The 17804-nt window shown below is 35.4% G+C and carries 13 protein-coding genes; 9 read left to right on the top strand and 4 right to left on the bottom strand.

Annotated elements, in window-relative coordinates; all coding sequences use genetic code 11:
- Nucleotides 1–374 precede the first annotated feature (374 nt).
- The 6 genes from CSEC_RS08295 (at nucleotide 375) to CSEC_RS08330 (ending at nucleotide 10429) form a co-directional block, all read left to right on the top strand.
- On the top strand, nucleotides 375–5804 hold the full coding sequence (locus CSEC_RS08295; protein WP_041017995.1) for an RHS repeat-associated core domain-containing protein: 5430 nt from the start codon (nucleotides 375–377) through the stop codon (nucleotides 5802–5804).
- Nucleotides 5805–6375: 571 nt separating this feature from the next.
- Nucleotides 6376–6909, top strand: a complete 534-nt coding sequence (locus CSEC_RS08305; RefSeq protein WP_041017997.1) for a hypothetical protein — start codon at nucleotides 6376–6378, stop codon at nucleotides 6907–6909.
- 122 nt (nucleotides 6910–7031) lie between these two features.
- A complete protein-coding gene (locus tag CSEC_RS08310; RefSeq protein ID WP_041017998.1) occupies nucleotides 7032–7616 on the top strand; it encodes a hypothetical protein in 585 nt (194 codons plus the stop codon).
- 188 nt (nucleotides 7617–7804) lie between these two features.
- Nucleotides 7805–8347, top strand: a complete 543-nt coding sequence (locus CSEC_RS08315; RefSeq protein WP_041017999.1) for a hypothetical protein — start codon at nucleotides 7805–7807, stop codon at nucleotides 8345–8347.
- 578 nt (nucleotides 8348–8925) lie between these two features.
- Entirely contained in the window at nucleotides 8926–9723 is a 798-nt protein-coding gene (locus CSEC_RS13235; protein WP_161780978.1) for a nucleoside deaminase, read from the top strand.
- A 208-nt stretch (nucleotides 9724–9931) separates the two neighbouring features.
- Entirely contained in the window at nucleotides 9932–10429 is a 498-nt protein-coding gene (locus CSEC_RS08330; protein ID WP_041018000.1) for a ClbS/DfsB family four-helix bundle protein, read from the top strand.
- Nucleotides 10430–10492: 63 nt separating this feature from the next.
- Here CSEC_RS08330 and CSEC_RS08335 read toward each other — a convergent pair whose 3' ends face one another.
- From CSEC_RS08335 to CSEC_RS08350, 4 genes are all read right to left on the bottom strand, one after another.
- Nucleotides 10493–12184 (bottom strand): glutamine--tRNA ligase/YqeY domain fusion protein, encoded by a 1692-nt coding sequence (locus tag CSEC_RS08335; protein ID WP_041018151.1) that lies wholly within the window; start codon nucleotides 12182–12184, stop codon nucleotides 10493–10495.
- A gap of 91 nt (nucleotides 12185–12275) precedes the next feature.
- On the bottom strand, nucleotides 12276–12929 hold the full coding sequence (locus tag CSEC_RS08340; RefSeq protein ID WP_053331924.1) for a glycosyltransferase family 2 protein: 654 nt from the start codon (nucleotides 12927–12929) through the stop codon (nucleotides 12276–12278).
- Complete coding sequence (locus CSEC_RS08345) at nucleotides 12919–13917, bottom strand: phosphoenolpyruvate carboxykinase (ATP) (protein ID WP_041018001.1); 999 nt, start codon at nucleotides 13915–13917, stop codon at nucleotides 12919–12921. Before CSEC_RS08345 ends, CSEC_RS08340 begins: the two co-directional genes overlap by 11 nt.
- The gene (locus CSEC_RS08350) at nucleotides 13908–14354 is read right to left on the bottom strand and encodes a PqqD family protein (RefSeq protein WP_041018002.1); all 447 of its coding nucleotides are present in this window, start codon (nucleotides 14352–14354) and stop codon (nucleotides 13908–13910) included. Before CSEC_RS08350 ends, CSEC_RS08345 begins: the two co-directional genes overlap by 10 nt.
- A gap of 79 nt (nucleotides 14355–14433) precedes the next feature.
- On the opposite strand from CSEC_RS08350, the gene CSEC_RS08355 reads away from it, so the two are divergent.
- The 3 genes from CSEC_RS08355 (at nucleotide 14434) to CSEC_RS08365 (ending at nucleotide 17701) form a co-directional block, all read left to right on the top strand.
- Complete coding sequence (locus CSEC_RS08355; protein ID WP_041018003.1) at nucleotides 14434–15549, top strand: nucleotidyltransferase domain-containing protein; 1116 nt, start codon at nucleotides 14434–14436, stop codon at nucleotides 15547–15549.
- Nucleotides 15550–15623: 74 nt separating this feature from the next.
- Entirely contained in the window at nucleotides 15624–16844 is a 1221-nt protein-coding gene (locus tag CSEC_RS08360) for an MFS transporter (RefSeq protein WP_041018004.1), read from the top strand.
- A gap of 5 nt (nucleotides 16845–16849) precedes the next feature.
- Nucleotides 16850–17701 carry a GNAT family N-acetyltransferase gene (locus CSEC_RS08365; RefSeq protein WP_041018005.1) on the top strand — a complete coding sequence of 284 codons (852 nt, stop codon included), beginning with the start codon at nucleotides 16850–16852 and terminating at the stop codon, nucleotides 17699–17701.
- Nucleotides 17702–17804: the final 103 nt, after the last annotated feature.

Genomic DNA, 17804 nt, shown 5'->3' on the forward strand with positions numbered 1-17804 from the left:
AATTCGTATTCAAATATCCTTTAGGGGTCTCTCTATAGAGCGTATCACAACAAGAAATCTTGGGTTATTATCGCTTACTAGGAAAAAAGCCTTATGAAAGTGCTCGTAAGGCTTTTTGTATTATAATGGAAACACTAAAGGCCTCTCAGATCAAAGTCATTTTATTTCTTTTAACATCAACAACATAGATTCTTTTTTAATTAATTTTATTTCTTAAACTCAAACCTCTTATTTTAAATAAAATAAGAACTTACACCTGCCTTGCACACTATTTTAGGGTGTAAATTAAAATTCTATTTTCTGTATAACGCGTGGTTTTCCTTTTTAATTTTGATATTTAAACCAATTAAAATTGATTCTATAGAGCTCATTTCATGAAAAAATTTATCTGTTTTTTGCTTGTTCTAACCAATATTTCCCTTTTTAGTGAAAATGAGAATGACCTCATCCAACAACACTCGTTAATTAATTATGAAGGGCTTCCTTCGGCAATTGTTGCGGGTTGCGTGAATACTGTTAGCGGCGATTTTTTTGAATCATCAACAGATATCATCATTCCGGGCATTGAACCTTTTCACATTGAAAGAAATTATTCTAGTTCTAATTACTATCTTGGGGCAGCATGCTGGGGATGGAATTTTAATCATCATGGTGTAGTTTGCGAAAAACAAAATCTTCCTGGCAATACTGGAATTAGAGACAAATATAAAACCTCTCTTCTCATTAGAAGCGGGGAGGGTGCTATTTTAGATTATGAATCACCAACGGATCAGAATTTAAAAATTGATCCAGCTATGTGGAAAAAAGGACTCACCAATAGCTCAGGAGGGACTCCAAGTGGAAAGACTAACCTAGGGAATCACCTTTGTTCATTTAATGAAGGTTGGGTATTAAAAACAGGTGCTGGCGAAACCTTCGAGTATAAATATAATAAGCATCATTGTTTTTATTTATCCGCTTATAGAAAACCAAATAATTTTAAATATATTTATAATTATGATAATAACGTAAATATCTCACAAGTTACCTTGGTTAGTCCTAAAAATGAACATCTTGCTTCTTTAGATTTTCATTTTCAAAAAAGTGGTACCAATATCTTTTTACCATCAGGAAAAAAAGTAAGATGGAATTATACACGGTTAACTAATGGTGGAAATAAAGAGTGTGCTTTTATTTCATCTGTTGAAAGTGATTTCGCCCTTAAAATTGACTATAAATATGAAAATTATGAAACTCTTTCCGGCTATAAAGTCCATCGAATCGTAGAAAAATCCCATTCAGCTAATCAATTTACAAAAATCAATTACTATAAAGAGAAAAAAAGAGATTCTAATAATCTCTACAATCACAATTATGCTAAAGTTAAAGAGGTGATTCGTCCTTTGGGTTTAATGGGAGAGCCTTGCGCTCTCTACACTTTCCATTATGGTTTTGATAAAGTTTTACATAATGGTGTTTGCGATGGTCTTACCACTGTAAAAGATGCCTTAGGACGCAAGAATATATATCGGTATAACAATTCCCATTTAGAAAAAATTGAACAATATAAAGGTTTTTCAGGTGAATATAGCCTCTATCGCAAAAAAATAATGAACTTTGCCAAACACGGTTCTTTTTATGCAGAAGGACATTTAGTTGGTTATGGAGTTATTGATGATAATAATTTTGGTAAAGTCTTCACCCAGTATACTTATGATAATGTCGGAAATGTAACCAAAATAAAACTTTACGGTAATTTAACAGGAAGCAATTTTATGCCTGTTGAATTTGATTTCTATAATATCCCTACAATGAATGGCGTAGAAATCTATGAAAAAAGCTATATTTATAGTGATGATGGACTAAATAATGTTTTAGAAGAGGATGACGGTAAGAAAAAAACTTGCTTTTCATATTACCCAGGAAGCTCTAACTGTAAAGCAAAGTACATGATAGCTGATGGAAAAATTATAGAGAGATTTTTTTATGAATACGACGAAAACGGCTTTTTAATTAAAGAAGTTAAAGATGATGGCTCCTCACAGGATTTAGAAAGTCTGACCGAAGTTACAGAAAGGCATATTAAGCTTGTGCACCCAACACAAATATATCCCAAAGGTTTGCCTAAAGAAATCATTCATTATGTTTATGACTTTTCACTAAATCAAGAAGTACAGCAGAAAAAAATTGTTAATACTTATTCACCCGATGGCTTTTTAACTCAGGAAGATGTTTTCGATAAAGAAGGGAATTTTGCTTTCTCTAAAAAATGGGAATATGATTCAAGAGGTCGTTTAATAAGTGAAATAGATGCAATGGGATCTTCAATCACTTATGAATATGATAACTTCAATAATCTTATCTCTAAGAAAGGACCTCTTACAGAAAATGAAATTTACTACACCTACGATCACTGCAATCGATTGGTAAAAGAAGAGCTTTATTTTGAACCCGGAAATAGCCTTTCACGAAATTATTTCTATGATAAATGCAGTCAAAAAATTGGTGAAACCGATCATTTTGGAAATAGAACAGACTTTACCTATGACGAATTTGGTAGATTAATTAAAACTGAACTTCCCGAAATTCCAGACATACACGGGAATTTAAGCAGGCCAACTACCCGCGTTGAATATGATGTTTTAGATGCCGTTAATCGTACTGTTGACGCCATTGGAGGTGAGAAAAAAACAGAAAGCAATGTTAGAGGAAAGCCTTATCATCAAATAAATCCTGATGGCACTGAAGAGCGAAATGAATATGCCCTTGATGGGACATTGATAAAGTCCGTTGATCATCTCGGTAACACCTATACGTTCGAACATGATTATCTTGGAAGAATTATAAAAACAACCTTTTCTGATTGTTTCGGAAACAAATTAAAAGAAACTTCTCACAAATACAACGCTTTCCATCTTATGTCTGAGACAGATGCGTTAGGTGTTGAGACTAAATATGAGTATGATTTTGCAGGCAAAATTATCTCAAAGCAAAAAAATCTATTTAAAGAACTTTATGAATATGATGCTCTTGATCGATTACATAAAATAATCACTTACCAAAATGAAATAGAAGCCATTTGTCAAATAAAAGAATACGATCTTTTAGACCGAGTTATAGAAGAGCGTACAGAAGCCTTAGACGGTGAAGATGTTTTAAAAAAACAATTTGTCTATGACGCTTTAGGAAGAAAAATTAAAGATATCCAGTTTGGTGAAAATGGAGAAGAAATAATTGAAACCACCTATAATGCCTTCAATGAAATTGTAGAAATTAAAACCGCTGATGGCAATAAAACTAAAACATTTTATAACTATAATTATCAAAATGCTTATGGACAACATGTGCTTCTTGTTGAAATTGTGGATGCCAATGGCCACATCCATCGAATTGAAAAAAATACCCTTGGACAAGATGCGGTTCTTGATAGATGCAACGCTCTAAATGAAGTTCTTTATCGAAACGAATATTTTTATGACGGGCTAGGAAATGTGGTTAAAAATATTGAAACAAGTTTTCTAGGCGATAAATCAAAAACTAATATCACTGAGCGGCAGTATGATTCTGCAGGACGTCTTATCTCAATTTTAGAATCTACTCAAAGTAACAAAAAAGTTAAAACTGAAGTTATCTTCAATGAAAAGGGCTTAAAAGAAGCTGTTTTAAAACCAAGCGGCCTGTCTTTTATCTATCTTTATGACGATTTAGGGCGTTCTAAAGAGATTCGATCTAGCGATGGAACGATTCATACAGCTTTTGAATATGATCTACTCGATAACCCCATTAGAATTGTTGATTTACTAAATAATTCTACAACTTATCGTGAGTTTGACCAAGAAAATCGGTTAGTAAAAGAAACTCTCGGTAATGGATTATCGACAAAATATAGTTATGACTATTTGGGTCGAATCACCAGCTTAAATCTTCCAGACAACTCCTCGGTCGACTACGAGTATAACGCAGGGCAACTATCTAAAATCACAAGATGCAACTCCAATCATCGCCAAAGATATCAGTATCATGTTGATAAATATGACCTTTCCGGCAGACTTATTAAAGAAAGCCAACCTCATCTGACACTAAGCTATAAGTACGATAAAATGGGTAGGCTTGAAAGCACAAGATCAGATAATTGGTCAGAAGAACTTACTTACGATAGAGCAGGTAATATAATCCAAAAAGAAACTCAGATTGAAAACAGTACTTATCAAGAAAATTTCTCTTATGATGAGCTCTATCAATTAACTGAGGAAAAAGGGTCTTTCACCAATACCTATAAGTATGATGCCTTTAATAATCGTCTTCAAAAAAATGATGAGCTTTATGAGATTAATGAATTAAATCAAATAGAATCTAAGGGAGATAACTCATCTTATAAGTACGATCTTGATGGTAACTTAATCTATCAAATGAAAGGCAATGACACTTTTACATACGCTTATGATGCTCTTGGCAGGTTAACTTCCTATAAAAATAATCAAATAGAAGCCTCTTATAGTTATGACCCTTTTAATCGAAGGCTTTCAAAAACAGTTAAAGATTCCAATGGAAACATCCATTATGAAAAATATTTATACTGTTTTGATAATGAAATTGGATCTTTTAACTCTAAAGGAGAAATATCTTCTTTTAGAGTTTTAAAGAACCCTGCAGCTGAAGATTATAAATCCACTCTAGCAATAGAGTTTGAATCAGGCTTTTACGCAACGATTAATGACCACAAAGGCTGCATAAGCTATCTTGTTGAAATGGAAACAGGAGAACTTGCAAGCAACATTCAATACGATGCCTACGGAAATCAAAAAATCCTCTCATCCAATATCAAATGCCTTCCTTGGGGTTACTCAAACAAACGCTTAGACCTTGAATCCGGACTTATATTCTTCGGTAGACGATACTATGACCCTGAAGAAGGCCGCTGGATAACCAAAGATCCCCTTGGAGACTATGACGGACCCAACCTCTATGCGTATGTCAAAAACCAGCCTTTGACCATCTTTGATGCCTACGGCTACTTTGGAGAATACTATTTTAATAATATAGATTTCTTAACTGATATTTCTCAAGATTACCCTTCTAACTCTATTATGAAGATGGATTGCTTTACCAAAGCAATGAATGAAGCAGGCCCTAATAATTTAGTTTTTCTTGATTATGAATCTATTCTTTTTGAGGAAAGCAAAAAACCAGGAATGGGGTACATAAATAGCAATGGAACATTTTCCAGAGAGGATTCAATTGAAGGTATATCCTTTAAAGATAGGGCTATTACTTTTATAAATGGAATTAATAATACACATGCTGATTTTATGAATACGTTGGACTATTTAAAGGAATGCTGTGAGGGTTATTGCATTTCTGGAGTATATAATAATTGTCATGGAACAATTTTAAATTTATTTGAATGTAGATTGAATACAGAATATGTTGAAACAAATCCTTCCAAAAAGCTTAGAGAACACTGGGATAAACGATTTGACGAAATAGGTCCTAAAGGTTTTATTTTACATTACTGTCATAGTCAAGGAGCTATTCATACTAGAAACGCATTAATGTCGTATCCTGACGAATTAAGAAAAAGAATTATTGTAATTGCAATAGCTCCCGCGGCTTTCATTGACATTAAAAACTGTTGTTACGTTCAACATTACGTTAGTAATGACCTAGTTCCCAACAATGATACTCCTGGCTATGACATGGCTTGTAGACAAGGAACTGTCATGGAGTTGAAATCACCTTGGTTAATTCCTGTCGATCACAGTTTTAATAGCCCAACTTACTGGAGTGCAATTAAAGGAGCATTCAGACAATTTAAAAGTAGGTAAATATAAAATTTAAATTACTTTTTTTAATTATGAATGTTATTGTTGTTTCTCATGCGCACATCAAACAATGAGTCTGACAATACCTCGTTATCAAGTGGTATAATAATTTCTTTTATTAATATGTTCAAAACGACTATGGGTAATCTTATTTGGATCTGGTTTAAAAATGTTCTACAACATCAATAGATGTAATTATTTGCTTCTTCCATCACTAATTCTTTCCAAAAATGAATTAATAGGAATGTTAATCGAAGTTTCTATGAAGTATATTAAAGTAATAAACAATATTGTCAAAATGAGATCATATTTAGATATCTCTCTTTTTTTGCCATTAAATTTAATGGATAATATTTATCTCACTTCTCAAGTAGTAACTCAAAATTTTTATCCGGATCAACTGTGTAGAGGAATGCATTTGGAAAGTCTTTATTTTATTGAAGACTTATTACATTCTTTCGACCCTGCCACATTTAAAAAGAATTCTAAGAAAAGAATGTGAGATAGGTTTCAGGAATCAAAAAATAAAAACTAAATTATTGAAAAATTGAAACACAACACAAAAAGCAGTAATATGAAATTTTTATCCCTTATCCTTACATTATCAATAAACCTAATATGGCTTCAATCTAATGAACCTTCGACCCATCTCTCCTTAATTAAGGAAAGTGAGCATAAATTTATTGAACAAGTTAGAGAAAAATATGGCTTAAAATATCTGGGAAGTGGCGGTGGATTAGAACCTAAAGTCTGTGCATTGGTAATTGATCTTGAATATTGCAATCAACATATTTTATCTAAAAATGAATTAAGAAAACTTTTAGTTGATCTCACTGAACTTTATCTTCAAGAAATCAATAGAAATAGTGAGCTTTTACCCTATTTAGAAGTTTACCCCTTTACACCGAATGATGTTTGGATTGGCGTTTCTCTCTACTCTGCTAAAAGAAAAATGAACCTTTTCCCTGATTATACAGCTGCTTCTTCTTGTTATGGAAGGCTTAGATTTTTGTCGAATGACGAGTTCACACCTATTGGAACTCACAAAGTTGTTGAAGAAGAAACATATGAAGAAGCGATTCGAAAAATAAATGAAGGTCAGCTTTAAGCCAAGGCACCATAATTGAATTAAAATCTAACTATATGCTGCCAATAGACCATTCTTTAAAAAGTAAGACTTATAAAAGCGCTATTAAAGGAACATTCAGAGAGTATAAAAGGGTTTAAATCATGAAAAAATCTTTATCTATTTTTTTTGTTTTGAGTTTTGTTTTTTTTTCTCATTTGTGCTTGAGCGAGAATCAGCCTGATTATATTCAATTAGTTAAAGAGATGAATAAACCTTTCATAAGCAAAATTCAGAATGAACATAAGCTTTTTTTAACCGGATTTGGCGGAAAATTAATGGAGAATGTAAAAGGCTTATCTTTCACCTTTACCCATTATGGAATTCTTTCCAAGGATGTATTAAGAAAACTTTTAATTGAACTTTCAATCCAATATTTAGATAGAATAAACAATAATCTTGAATTAAGACCATTCTTGGATAATTATCCTTTTTTATCGGAAAATTTAAGTCTTAATATTTATGTAATGTCTAAAGATGCAGATGAAGTTTTTTATCCCAACTATTGTGCAGGGGAACTGTTCAAAGGAAACCTTTATTTTGTTGCCGACGATGAGATGAATCCTTTAGGGGCCTCCAAACTTGAAGAAAAAGAATCTTATGAACAGGCACGTGAGATAGTTTTTCAACAGTATGAAGATAAAAAACTAAATAATAAAAAAAATGAGCTCCTACAAAATAGCAATTGAGTTTTATGAATACAAGATTAGCTCTATTCTACTTTCGCACCTCAGATTGCTTTTTAAAAAAACGATGAAAATTGAATGAAGCATATTTTAAATCACCTTGGACAATTCCTATAGATCACTGCTTTAATAGCCCCACTTATTGTAGTGCTATTACCGGAACATTAAGACAAATCAAAAGGAGATAAATTATGAAACACAATTTACTTATTCTTTTTGCTGTGAGTTTTATTTTTGTTTCACATTTATGTATTTCAGAAGATGAACTTGAATATATCGCATTAGCTCAAGATATGAATAATCGTTTTGTTAATGAAGTTCAAAACAAATATGGACTGCTTTTATACGGATCTGGTGTTAAAATGCTTTACCATACAAAAGATTCAATTGTTAACTTCTCACACCATGGAGTTCTTTCCAGAAATGAATTAAGAAGACTTTTAATCGAAATTTCTATGAAATACATTAATGAAATAAACAATAATGTCGAACTGATACCATATTTAGATAACTCGCCTTTTTTGCCTGAAAATCTAACGCTTAATATTTATCCCACTTCACAAGAAGGAAAACAACTTTTTTATCCGGATTACTGCGCAGGTGAAATGTATAAAGGAAATCTTTATTTTGTTGCAGAAGATGAATTAAATCCTTTTGGACCTGCCAAAGTTGATGAGAAAGAATCCTACGATCAGGCATGTCAGATAGTTTTTCACCAATCGAAGATAAAATAACTCATAAAGACATTAGGCAAATGAGTCTGACCTTGCCCCTTTTATTTTACCAATTTTAAATAGAAGTTCCAGTCACTTTTAAAGCTTTTTCAGCCATCATCATTTCTTTTGGTGTCATTCCTTTTTGGGTACTATGAGGTCTAACCTCATTGTATTCTTTTCGCTAATTCCCAATTTTCCTTTCAGCATCTTTCAAGTGGAGAAATAGATGTTCATTCAGGCATTCATCTCTTAATTTTCAATTGAAACTCTCTATAGTTCCATTTTGTAAGGTGTTCCTGGTTATATCCTAATTTACTTGCCTTTCCATTGACCGTTTGATGCTCTGGGCAGGTTAACTTCTTATAAACGTAAATACTGAATTTTAATAACGATGTGCTTTTTACAAAGTCATATTTGATTTGTCGGATGAGCTTCCTTAAATCGATCTTTTTAGAATCTCATTTTTATTTATTCAATTGAAGGATAAGCTTTGATAATGTCTTAAGACTCAACGTAAAATTAAGAAAGAGAAAGCAGAAATACTCATTATGAGCTTTCTAAAAAGAAATCTTCAAATATAGGAATCTTCAAAACAAATGTTCGCAGTCATTTATCAAGGGTATATTAAACCTGGCAGGGAAAACGAGTATAGGGAAGCTTGGAATCAAGTGGCTCGCTATTTTATTGAATACCGGGGTGCAATTGGTTCCTGCTTGCATAGAACTTCTGAGGGGCTATGGATCGCCTATTCTCGATGGCCCGACAAAACAACAAGGGATTGCTCTTGGCCTGGAGAAAACGCGCCTTCGGAAGAATTACCTCATGAGATTAGAAGCGCTGTTCTTACTATCAAGGATTGTTTAGATTCCGATCGAAAAATCCCTGAAATAGGTATGGATGTGATCGACGATCTTCTTCTTTCTTCTAATGAAAATGAATCCTATTACATTTTATCCGAAGAACAAGAAATAATTATGAACTTGGTTTACGAAGAAGTTGAAAAAGGCATTCAAGAAGGGAATCCTCCCTTTGCAGCCGTCATCACGGATTCTGAAAATAATATTTTAGCTGCGGCCCATAACCAAGCCAATACAAAACAGCTTGCCATCGCCCATGCGGAAATAGAAGCCATCCAAATAGCCTGTAAGGTGCTTGGAAAGAAAAAGCTTGAAGGCTGCATTCTTTACGCTAATGCTGAATCTTGCGCCATGTGTTCAACCGCCATCATTAAATCCGGAATTTCTCAAGTTTTTTATGGCGCCCCTCATGAGGCCGGAAGTAATCCGGACGCCCATCTTCTTGATATCAATAAAAAAGCCCAACCTAGATTAAAGGTGTATGGGGGATATATGACAAATTTAACGAGCAGATTAAAAAGGGAAGAAATCAATTAAAAAAGTAGTTATTTTTTTAAATCCAACAAAATTAAGAATGGATTCATCTTTTTTACTTTAATCCGATGTCTTTCAATAATTGACAAAGGTGATAGCAAAATATTAAATTCCGGTTTGAAAATTTTATCACGAGGGCCCATAAATAAACTATATTAGAAAAGGCGTCTTTAAGCTGATTTTTACCCTAAAAAAGTTTTCTTATCAAAAAATGCAGTCCACATTAATTCAAGATATTCTCCACGAAAGCGATCGTTTAGTAAAAATTATAACGAGTATCCCCCCTTCAGATAGGCATTTAAAGGTGATTGAAGGAACCGGTGGAAAGGTAAGCGCCGCTGATTTACTAGCCTATCAAATTGGCTGGGGTAAAAATTTGATTCGTTGGTACGAAGAGGGCGTTAAAGGCAAAGACCCCGAAATGCCAGGAAATGGATTCACCACCTGGGATTATGTGGCTATAGCCAAAGACTTCTATCAAAAGTATGCCTCAAATGACCAGATAAAAGTTTTTAAGCAAACTGTCTCAAGAATTATTGAAATTATTCAGATCGAAGAACCCACGGGTCAGCTAGATCAAATTGGGGTTTGGGAATGGTGTACGCTAGTTTCTGGAAAAAAGTGGCCCCTTCGTAAATGGATTCAAGTCAATACCGTAGCTCCCTATAAAAGAGCTATACAGCTTATAAAAAAGTCCGGATTAACTTAAGTGAAGTTCTACAGGGAACAAAGAGGGCACTTCGCGAGAAGAGTCTCTCGAAGTGCGTATCGTTTAAGCGGTTTGTTTCTTGGCCCAGGAGTCTTTTAGGGTGACAATACGGTTAAAGACCGGGTGTCCAGGTTTTGAATCGATAGGGTCCACGAAGAAGTAGCCTTGTCTCTCAAATTGAAAGCGGTCTCCGGGGACTGCCTTTTCTAAAGAAGGTTCTAATCGGCAATTGGGTAGAACCTCTAAAGATTTTGGGTTGATGTAGGATAGAAAATCCTTATCCGTCCCAAGATGGGGTTCGGAGAGGAGTCTATCATAGAGACGAACTTCCCCTTTGATCGCTTTGGATGAAACCCAATGGATCGTTCCTTTAACCTTTCGGCCAATAGGCGAGCCGCCGCTTTTGGTTTCAGGATCATAGGTGCAGTGGACAGCTATGATTTCGCCGGCATCATTTTTATCCACATGCGTGCAAGTGATGCAATACCCGTAGCGAAGACGAACTTCTCGCCCTGGCGCTAGTCTAAAAAAGTCTTTAGGCGGGTTTTCAAGAAAATCATCTTGCTCAATGTAGAGCTCTTTTGTAAAAGGAACAATTCTAGAACCCGTTTTTGGGATATCATGAGGCCAGTAAGACGCTTCCAACTCTTCCACTTGATCTTCAGGGTAGTTGTCGATAATGACTTTTAAAGGCCTTAAGACAGCGAGCACGCGAGGGGCTTTGCTATTTAAATCATCGCGTAGACAAAAGTCTAATTGAGACATTTCAACCGAGCTATTGGCCTTAGCAATACCCACCATTTCGCAAAATTGTTTAATAGCTTCAGGGGTACAGCCGCGTCTTCTTAATCCCGCAATCGTTGGAAGCCTCGGGTCATCCCATCCGCTCACGTGCTTATTTTCAACTAACTGAAGAAGTTTACGCTTACTCATTACAGTGTATTGCAAATCAAGCCTTGCAAACTCATATTGATGCGGCTTATAGGGAAACTTGGAATCGATATTATTTAAAACCCAGTCGTAGAGCTCGCGGTTATTTTCAAATTCAAGGGTGCAAATGGAGTGGGTAATCCCTTCTATGGCATCAGAGATTGGGTGTGCATAGTCATACATGGGATAAAGACACCACTTGTCTCCCGTTTTATAGTGGTGGGCATGACGAATGCGGTAGAGAAGAGGGTCTCGCATTTTCATATTAGGCGAGGCCATATCAATTCTTGCTCTTAAAACGTAAGAACCGTCAGGGAATTCTCCCGCTTTCATACGCTCGAATAAGCTTAAATTTTCTTCAACGGACTGTTTTGCGAAAGGGCTAATACGGCCCGGGGTTGTCACAGTCCCCCTATACTCTCTAATTTCTTCCTCCGTAAGCCCGCAGACGTAAGCTTTTTTAGCCTTGATAAGCCCGACAGCATACTCATACATCTCATCAAAATAATCGGAAGCATTAAAAAGGTTGGGGGCCCAATCAAAGCCAAGCCAGCGAATATCTTCCTGGATGGAATTTTCGTAGCGCGTATCTTCTTTTGTGGGGTCTGTGTCGTCAAAGCGAAGGTGGCAAGCCCCCTTGAATTCTTCTGCAATGCCAAAGTTTAAACAAATGGATTTGGCGTGGCCAATATGCAAGAATCCATTCGGTTCAGGAGGAAACCTAGTCACTATCTTATTGTAGCGCTTATTTTGTACATCCTCATCAATGATTCGACGAATGAAATCTCTAGAAATTGACTTATCGGAAACTTGCGGTTCTTCCATGCTAAAACACCAATTTTTTTTCGATAATTTTAGCAGAAATCCCATTAATTAAGGAGGAAATCCTTTTTTTTTTAAGAAGCACTTGTAATAGTTAAATTTTATTTGAATTCGTGGAGCTTTTAAGCGCTCTCATCAAAAAGAATTGGTTTTCTTTAACATTTTTTGTGATGTTGGTCTTATGAAGCCGGTAATATAAAAGGGTATCTTCAATAAAATGGAAATTTAAACCCATATTTTTAGCCCTTAAAAACCATTCGACATCTTCGCTTTGCCGGTATTCCGGGTTTAATAAACCAGCTTTTTCAAAAGCTTCCTTTCGAAAAAGAGCGCAGGCAAAGCTTGGCGCTTTTTGGGGGGTATGGCTGTCGATGAAAGTATTTTCCTTTAAGATTTGAACCTGGATTTTTCCCCAGCAGCCATCCAGTTCAAGATTTTTAGAAAGCTCATTATATAAAATCTGTTGGGTTTTTTTTTGCCACACATCATCGGCATCAAGAAAAGCAATAAAATCACCCCTAGCTCTTTGAATCCCCGCATTTCGAGCAGAAGCTGGCCCTTGATTTTCTTGATATAGATATTGAATAGAGGGACTATGTTTTTCTAAGACGCTTTTTAGATCATCGGTTGAGCCATCATCTACAACAATTATTTCTAAAGGTTTTAAAGTTTGCTGATAGATCGATTGAAGTGCATTTTCTATATAACAAGCCGCGTTAAAAACCGGGATAATCACACTAATTGACATAAGCCTCCAATTGCTCTAAAACTCCTTCTTTAAAATCATCCCCGAGACCCAATTGATAGCAATTTACTGTTTTAACTAAAGCAGACATACGTGAAAACGATTCTCTTTGCCGATAAGTCAGTTGAAAAAAGGAGGTTGGGAAAAGTTCTAATAGCGCCTCTCTTTTAGTGATCGGTAAAATCTCAGTTTTTGGAGCATGAGTAATCTTAGGCACAAATAACGATTGAATAAAACATTGATTTTTACAAGAAACAGGATCTAAAAAAACAAGTTGTTTTTCAAAGGAGGGGCTTAGACTAGCAAGATCGGGAAAGAAATTTAGGCTTTTAGGGGTCAGCTTCATGCTATTATAAAGGCTAAACGCTTTAACGCTGCCCTTCTCTACATAAGTAAGGCAATAATCATCCCCTAGATAATCCAGCCCTTTTTTTACACAAGCCATAGAAGTTGTGGATTTCCCGGACCCTCCTTTACCCACAAGCATGACACCGCGCTTCTTTGAAACGATTGCCGAGTGACACATCGTAAACCCCATGGCTTCAAACCACCACTGAAGGATAGATCGGAATGGGCTGCTTAAGTCCCAAATGGGAAGCTCTTTTCTATTTCGGATCCAATAAAGAGCCCGTTTTTCTTTTTTATCAAGAAAACTTAAAATGCCCGAACTATATTGCCAAGCAATGCAAAAATTATCCTCAGAGTAAGAGCAAATTTCGCCATGGGAGCCAAATTGATCATAAGACCATGGTAATTTTGGAATGTCGCCACTTGTTTGACTTCTATCCCAAACGTAAATGTTAAGGCCATCTTCAAGGCAATCGCTTTTAACGTGGCTAAGGGCTTGAGTGAGCAAGCAAGATAGATTTTCATCTGAAAAATGAAGATGGATAGTCTTACCAGCAATCTTAATTGTGACTTTTTTTGAAGTGGATTGCTTTGACTGTCTCCAATCTTCTTGAAACCTATTAAAGATCTCGTTTAACGACATGCGGATTCACTTAAAGGCATCGGATAAGGCCAACCCTGTTCATCCACTTCGTGAATGGGGTCTAATTGAAGAAGCTCTTTCATCTCTGTGAATTTTTGTAGGGGCATTAGATTCTTTGGAGCAAAGTCAGAGGGTAATAACTTTACTTCAGGTTCGGAAGTTTCAAAGCTTTTATAAATCAGGTTTTCTTTTTCTAACTCGCTTGCAAAAGCGTCAACTAGGGGTGCGATTTCATTAAAAGGGTGAGAAAATCTATTGGAAAGAGCGTAAGCGATAGCTTCCGGGGAAAAATTTTCCATGAGACGTTCCCAAACATAAGTTTGCTCATTATCTAAGCTATAATAAATCCCTGATAGCAAATTCACAACAACAGCTTCCCCTTCTAGCACTTCGTAGGTGACAAATTGGGAATTGAGCTTGTAAGAATGATTATTCATATAGATTTTTCTTTTTGAAATCAAAAATTTGAATATAATCCATCCTGCTTAATCATCTCAACAAAAAATTATATATTCTATGTCTCATACTATCGTTGATGGCTGGTTACCGAATAAACATCAAAAGCTTCTTCTTGATGCAGCCTTGATTCCGAATCAATCCATAGAAAAATGGGAGGAATGGCTAAAAGAAAAAAATCTTGAAGATATCGATGAAGCTTCCTATAGGCTTTTACCTCTGATTTGGCATCGGCTTCATCATTTAAAGTATCAACACCCGTTAATGTCGCGTTTAAAGGGCGTTTATCTTCACACATGGGCAAAGAATAAGAGATTATTTTACCATGGGGAAGGGATTATAAAAAAACTTCAGGATAAAAACATCCCTGTTTTGCTTATTAAAGGCCCGGCTCTTTTACTTACCTATCAGGATTTTGCCCTAAGACCCATGAATGATTTTGATTTAATGGTAAAACGAGATCAATTTGAGCTTGCAATTCAAGTGCTGCAAGAAAATGGATGGTCGAATGGCAAGCAAAAAAATTTAAGCGCTACCTCATTTAAACTCTATCATGCAGTAAATTTCACAAATGAGGAAAAGATAGCAATCGATCTTCATCAAGCCTTAGTCACAGAACTTGTTGGAGAAAAAGAAGATGCAAGTTTTTGGCAGTTATCTAAAAAAGTTCAATTAAGAGGGTCAATTGAGCCTTATTTACTTTCGGATGAGGATTTATTTTTCCAAACCTGCATTCATGGCTTGCGATGGAACCCTGTCACCTCCTTAAGATGGGTTTTGGATGCTTGCACTATTTTAAATTCCAAGAAGAAGTTTGACTGGGAGAGGGTGCTTAAACTTTGCGAATCTTATAGATTAAAGATTCCCGTTTGGAAAGCTCTCTTTTATTTAAAAGAAAATTACATAAAAGATTTGGATACAACGATTATTCAACAATTTTCTTCCACTACAGAAGAGGAAGAAAGAGAGTATCGTTTTTACCAGAATCCAAGAGGGCTTGAGGGTAAATGGGGAGTCATTTGGACGCATGCCCTAAAGAGAAGACGTTTTAAAAAAGGTTTTTTCAGTCTTGCAAAAGAAATCGTGAATGTCTTTCTTAAATCAAGAAATATTCAAAACTCAAAAGAGTTTATTAGTTTTATCCGAAAAAAATTCTTTGTTATTTTAAGAAGTTGATTCTTTATAATTATTAAGTTATAAAGTTGGTGATTCCCCCGCCTATTTCTTTTTTTTATTAGAGATTATTTAAGATGACGGTTAATCCCCAAAAACAATTTTTTGTCATTCTTCTAATTGTTTTCTTAGGTTTTCTTGGGATTTCAATGCCTTATCTAATCTTCCCGGCCTTATTTCTTAACCCGGATTACGATATTTTAGATGAGAATGCAACCGCTACGGCTCAAGCTCTTTATCTTGGCGTTACTTTAGCGGTTTACCCTTTAGGCCAGTTTGTTGGCTCGCCTATTTTGGGGGCTCTCTCAGACGATTACGGAAGGAAAAAGCTTTTAACGGCAAGCCTTGTGGTATCTGCCTTCTTTAATTTATTGACCGGATTTGCCATTTCGAAACACATTCTTTGGCTCCTTATCGCTTCAAGGTTTGGCGCAGGCCTTATGGAAGGAAACATTGCCATTGCAAGGGCTATGGCTACAGACATCAAAGCCATATCCAAGCAGAAAACCCTTGGTAAAATCAATGCGGCAGCCTCTATTGCCTACCTCATAGGCCCTTTTTTTGGAGGTCTCTTAACCGATAAAAACATATCGGAGTCTTTTACAACAGCTACCCCTTTTTATTTTACAAGCCTTCTTCTTTTGGCGTTAACCGCTCTTGCGGGAGTTGTTTTAAAAGGACAAACGGTGACCCCAAGCAAAATGAGAAGTTTTTGGACAAGAATCAACCTCTACAATCGACTTAAAAATCTTTTCAAAAATAAAACTTTGCAACTTTTAATGATCCTCTCCACTTGCTTTACGATAGCGGTCGATATCTTTTATGAATTTGGGCCTGTTTTTTTGACTTTAAAATGGGACTTAAGTCCAGCAGACCTTATCTACTATAACGGGATTCTTTGCATAGGCTTGGCTTTAGGCAATGGCTTTTTACCTAAATATTTTACCAATAGCCCCTCTAATAGACAGCCTATCATTCTTTCAATTTTTGGGTTTTCTCTTTTGCTTTTATTGATGATCATTACAGAATTTCCTTACCTTATGCTTTTCTTTTTTGGGGTCAGCGGACTTGTGATTGGGCTTGCCGTCACATTGATAACGGTAAAAATTTCTGATTCGGCATCCGATCAAATTCAGGGAGAAGTGTTAGGCGTCCAGCATTCCTTAAGAGTTTTAGGCGACGGGATTATTTGCCTTTTTGGAGGTTTTCTACTTCTTGTCTCATCTAAAGCGATTTTAGTTGCGGCAGCAATGATTGCTCTATTAACTATGATTTATTCCTACTACCGATTGGCTTAAAATCTATGCAAATTGAAAGAATCACGAATAATAACCAAGAAACAGCTCTTAAATTTTTAAATAAATATGAAGACTCTGCCGTTTTTCTTATAGGAAATTTGGAAAGAATGGGCCCAGATATTGGTGAAAGCCAATTTTCAGGAAATTTCAAAATGGTTTTGGATGAGGATAAGATTATCGCTGTTTTTTGTTTGACAAAAGGCGGCACTCTTCTTGTTCAATCAGAAGTTGTCGATCCGCTATTTAAGCTTATTCTAAAAAGTTGCGAAGAGGAAAAAATCCCAATCAAAGGGTTGATTGGAGAGTGGGCTTTTGGAAGTCTATTTTGGGAACATCTAAAATCAATCGGTGTGATTAAAAAAGAAAATTACTTTTGCAAAGAAGTCAATTACACTTTGAATTTAAAGGAATGGAAAGGGCACCCTTCTCTAAAAGCCAGGGCGCTTTCTTTAGAAGACTATCAAGATTGGAAACTTCTTCGAATGGATTATCTTGAGGAACAGGGGTTGCCGACCTCTCTTTCAGAAAAAGAAAGGGTTTACGAATACGGTAATAAGGTTAAGAATAGTCTTGTTTGGGGCTTATTTGAAGAAAATAGACTTTTAAGCATTGCCGAAATCAATGCTAAAACTAATCAAATCGGAACAGTCGGCGGTGTTTACACAGTTGAAAGCGAGAGAAAAAAAGGGCATGGAAGAGCTTTAATGAACCGTTTAATTCATGACTGTAAAGAAAATTTACAACTTCGAAAGCTCATTATTTTTACCGGAGAAAAAGAAAATATTCCGGCTCAAAAACTATACGAATCGCTTGGCTGTCAAAAAGTTGGCCATCTGGCCTTATGTTTTGGCGAATAACCCATAGATTTTTTTAATAAACCTAAAATTAATTTGAAAAAAAGCTTATTTTCTTCTCGGTAAATAATGCCTTATCGTTTAAACTTTTGCCTTTAAAATAATA

It is taken from the genome of Criblamydia sequanensis CRIB-18 (genome assembly GCF_000750955.1).
In the GTDB taxonomy this organism is placed as follows: domain Bacteria; phylum Chlamydiota; class Chlamydiia; order Chlamydiales; family Criblamydiaceae; genus Criblamydia; species Criblamydia sequanensis.

Bases quoted from the DNA above. Each gene is read 5' to 3' on its own strand.
- CSEC_RS08295 (WP_041017995.1), top strand. From the start codon at position 375: ATGAAAAAATTTATCTGTTTTTTGCTTGTTCTAACCAATATTTCCCTT.
- CSEC_RS08305 (WP_041017997.1), top strand. From the start codon at position 6,376: ATGAAATTTTTATCCCTTATCCTTACATTATCAATAAACCTAATATGG.
- CSEC_RS08310 (WP_041017998.1), top strand. From the start codon at position 7,032: ATGAAAAAATCTTTATCTATTTTTTTTGTTTTGAGTTTTGTTTTTTTT.
- CSEC_RS08315 (WP_041017999.1), top strand. From the start codon at position 7,805: ATGAAACACAATTTACTTATTCTTTTTGCTGTGAGTTTTATTTTTGTT.
- CSEC_RS13235 (WP_161780978.1), top strand. From the start codon at position 8,926: ATGTTCGCAGTCATTTATCAAGGGTATATTAAACCTGGCAGGGAAAAC.
- CSEC_RS08330 (WP_041018000.1), top strand. From the start codon at position 9,932: ATGCAGTCCACATTAATTCAAGATATTCTCCACGAAAGCGATCGTTTA.
- CSEC_RS08335 (WP_041018151.1), bottom strand. From the start codon at position 12,184: ATGGAAGAACCGCAAGTTTCCGATAAGTCAATTTCTAGAGATTTCATT.
- CSEC_RS08340 (WP_053331924.1), bottom strand. From the start codon at position 12,929: ATGTCAATTAGTGTGATTATCCCGGTTTTTAACGCGGCTTGTTATATA.
- CSEC_RS08345 (WP_041018001.1), bottom strand. From the start codon at position 13,917: ATGTCGTTAAACGAGATCTTTAATAGGTTTCAAGAAGATTGGAGACAG.
- CSEC_RS08350 (WP_041018002.1), bottom strand. From the start codon at position 14,354: ATGAATAATCATTCTTACAAGCTCAATTCCCAATTTGTCACCTACGAA.
- CSEC_RS08355 (WP_041018003.1), top strand. From the start codon at position 14,434: ATGTCTCATACTATCGTTGATGGCTGGTTACCGAATAAACATCAAAAG.
- CSEC_RS08360 (WP_041018004.1), top strand. From the start codon at position 15,624: ATGACGGTTAATCCCCAAAAACAATTTTTTGTCATTCTTCTAATTGTT.
- CSEC_RS08365 (WP_041018005.1), top strand. From the start codon at position 16,850: ATGCAAATTGAAAGAATCACGAATAATAACCAAGAAACAGCTCTTAAA.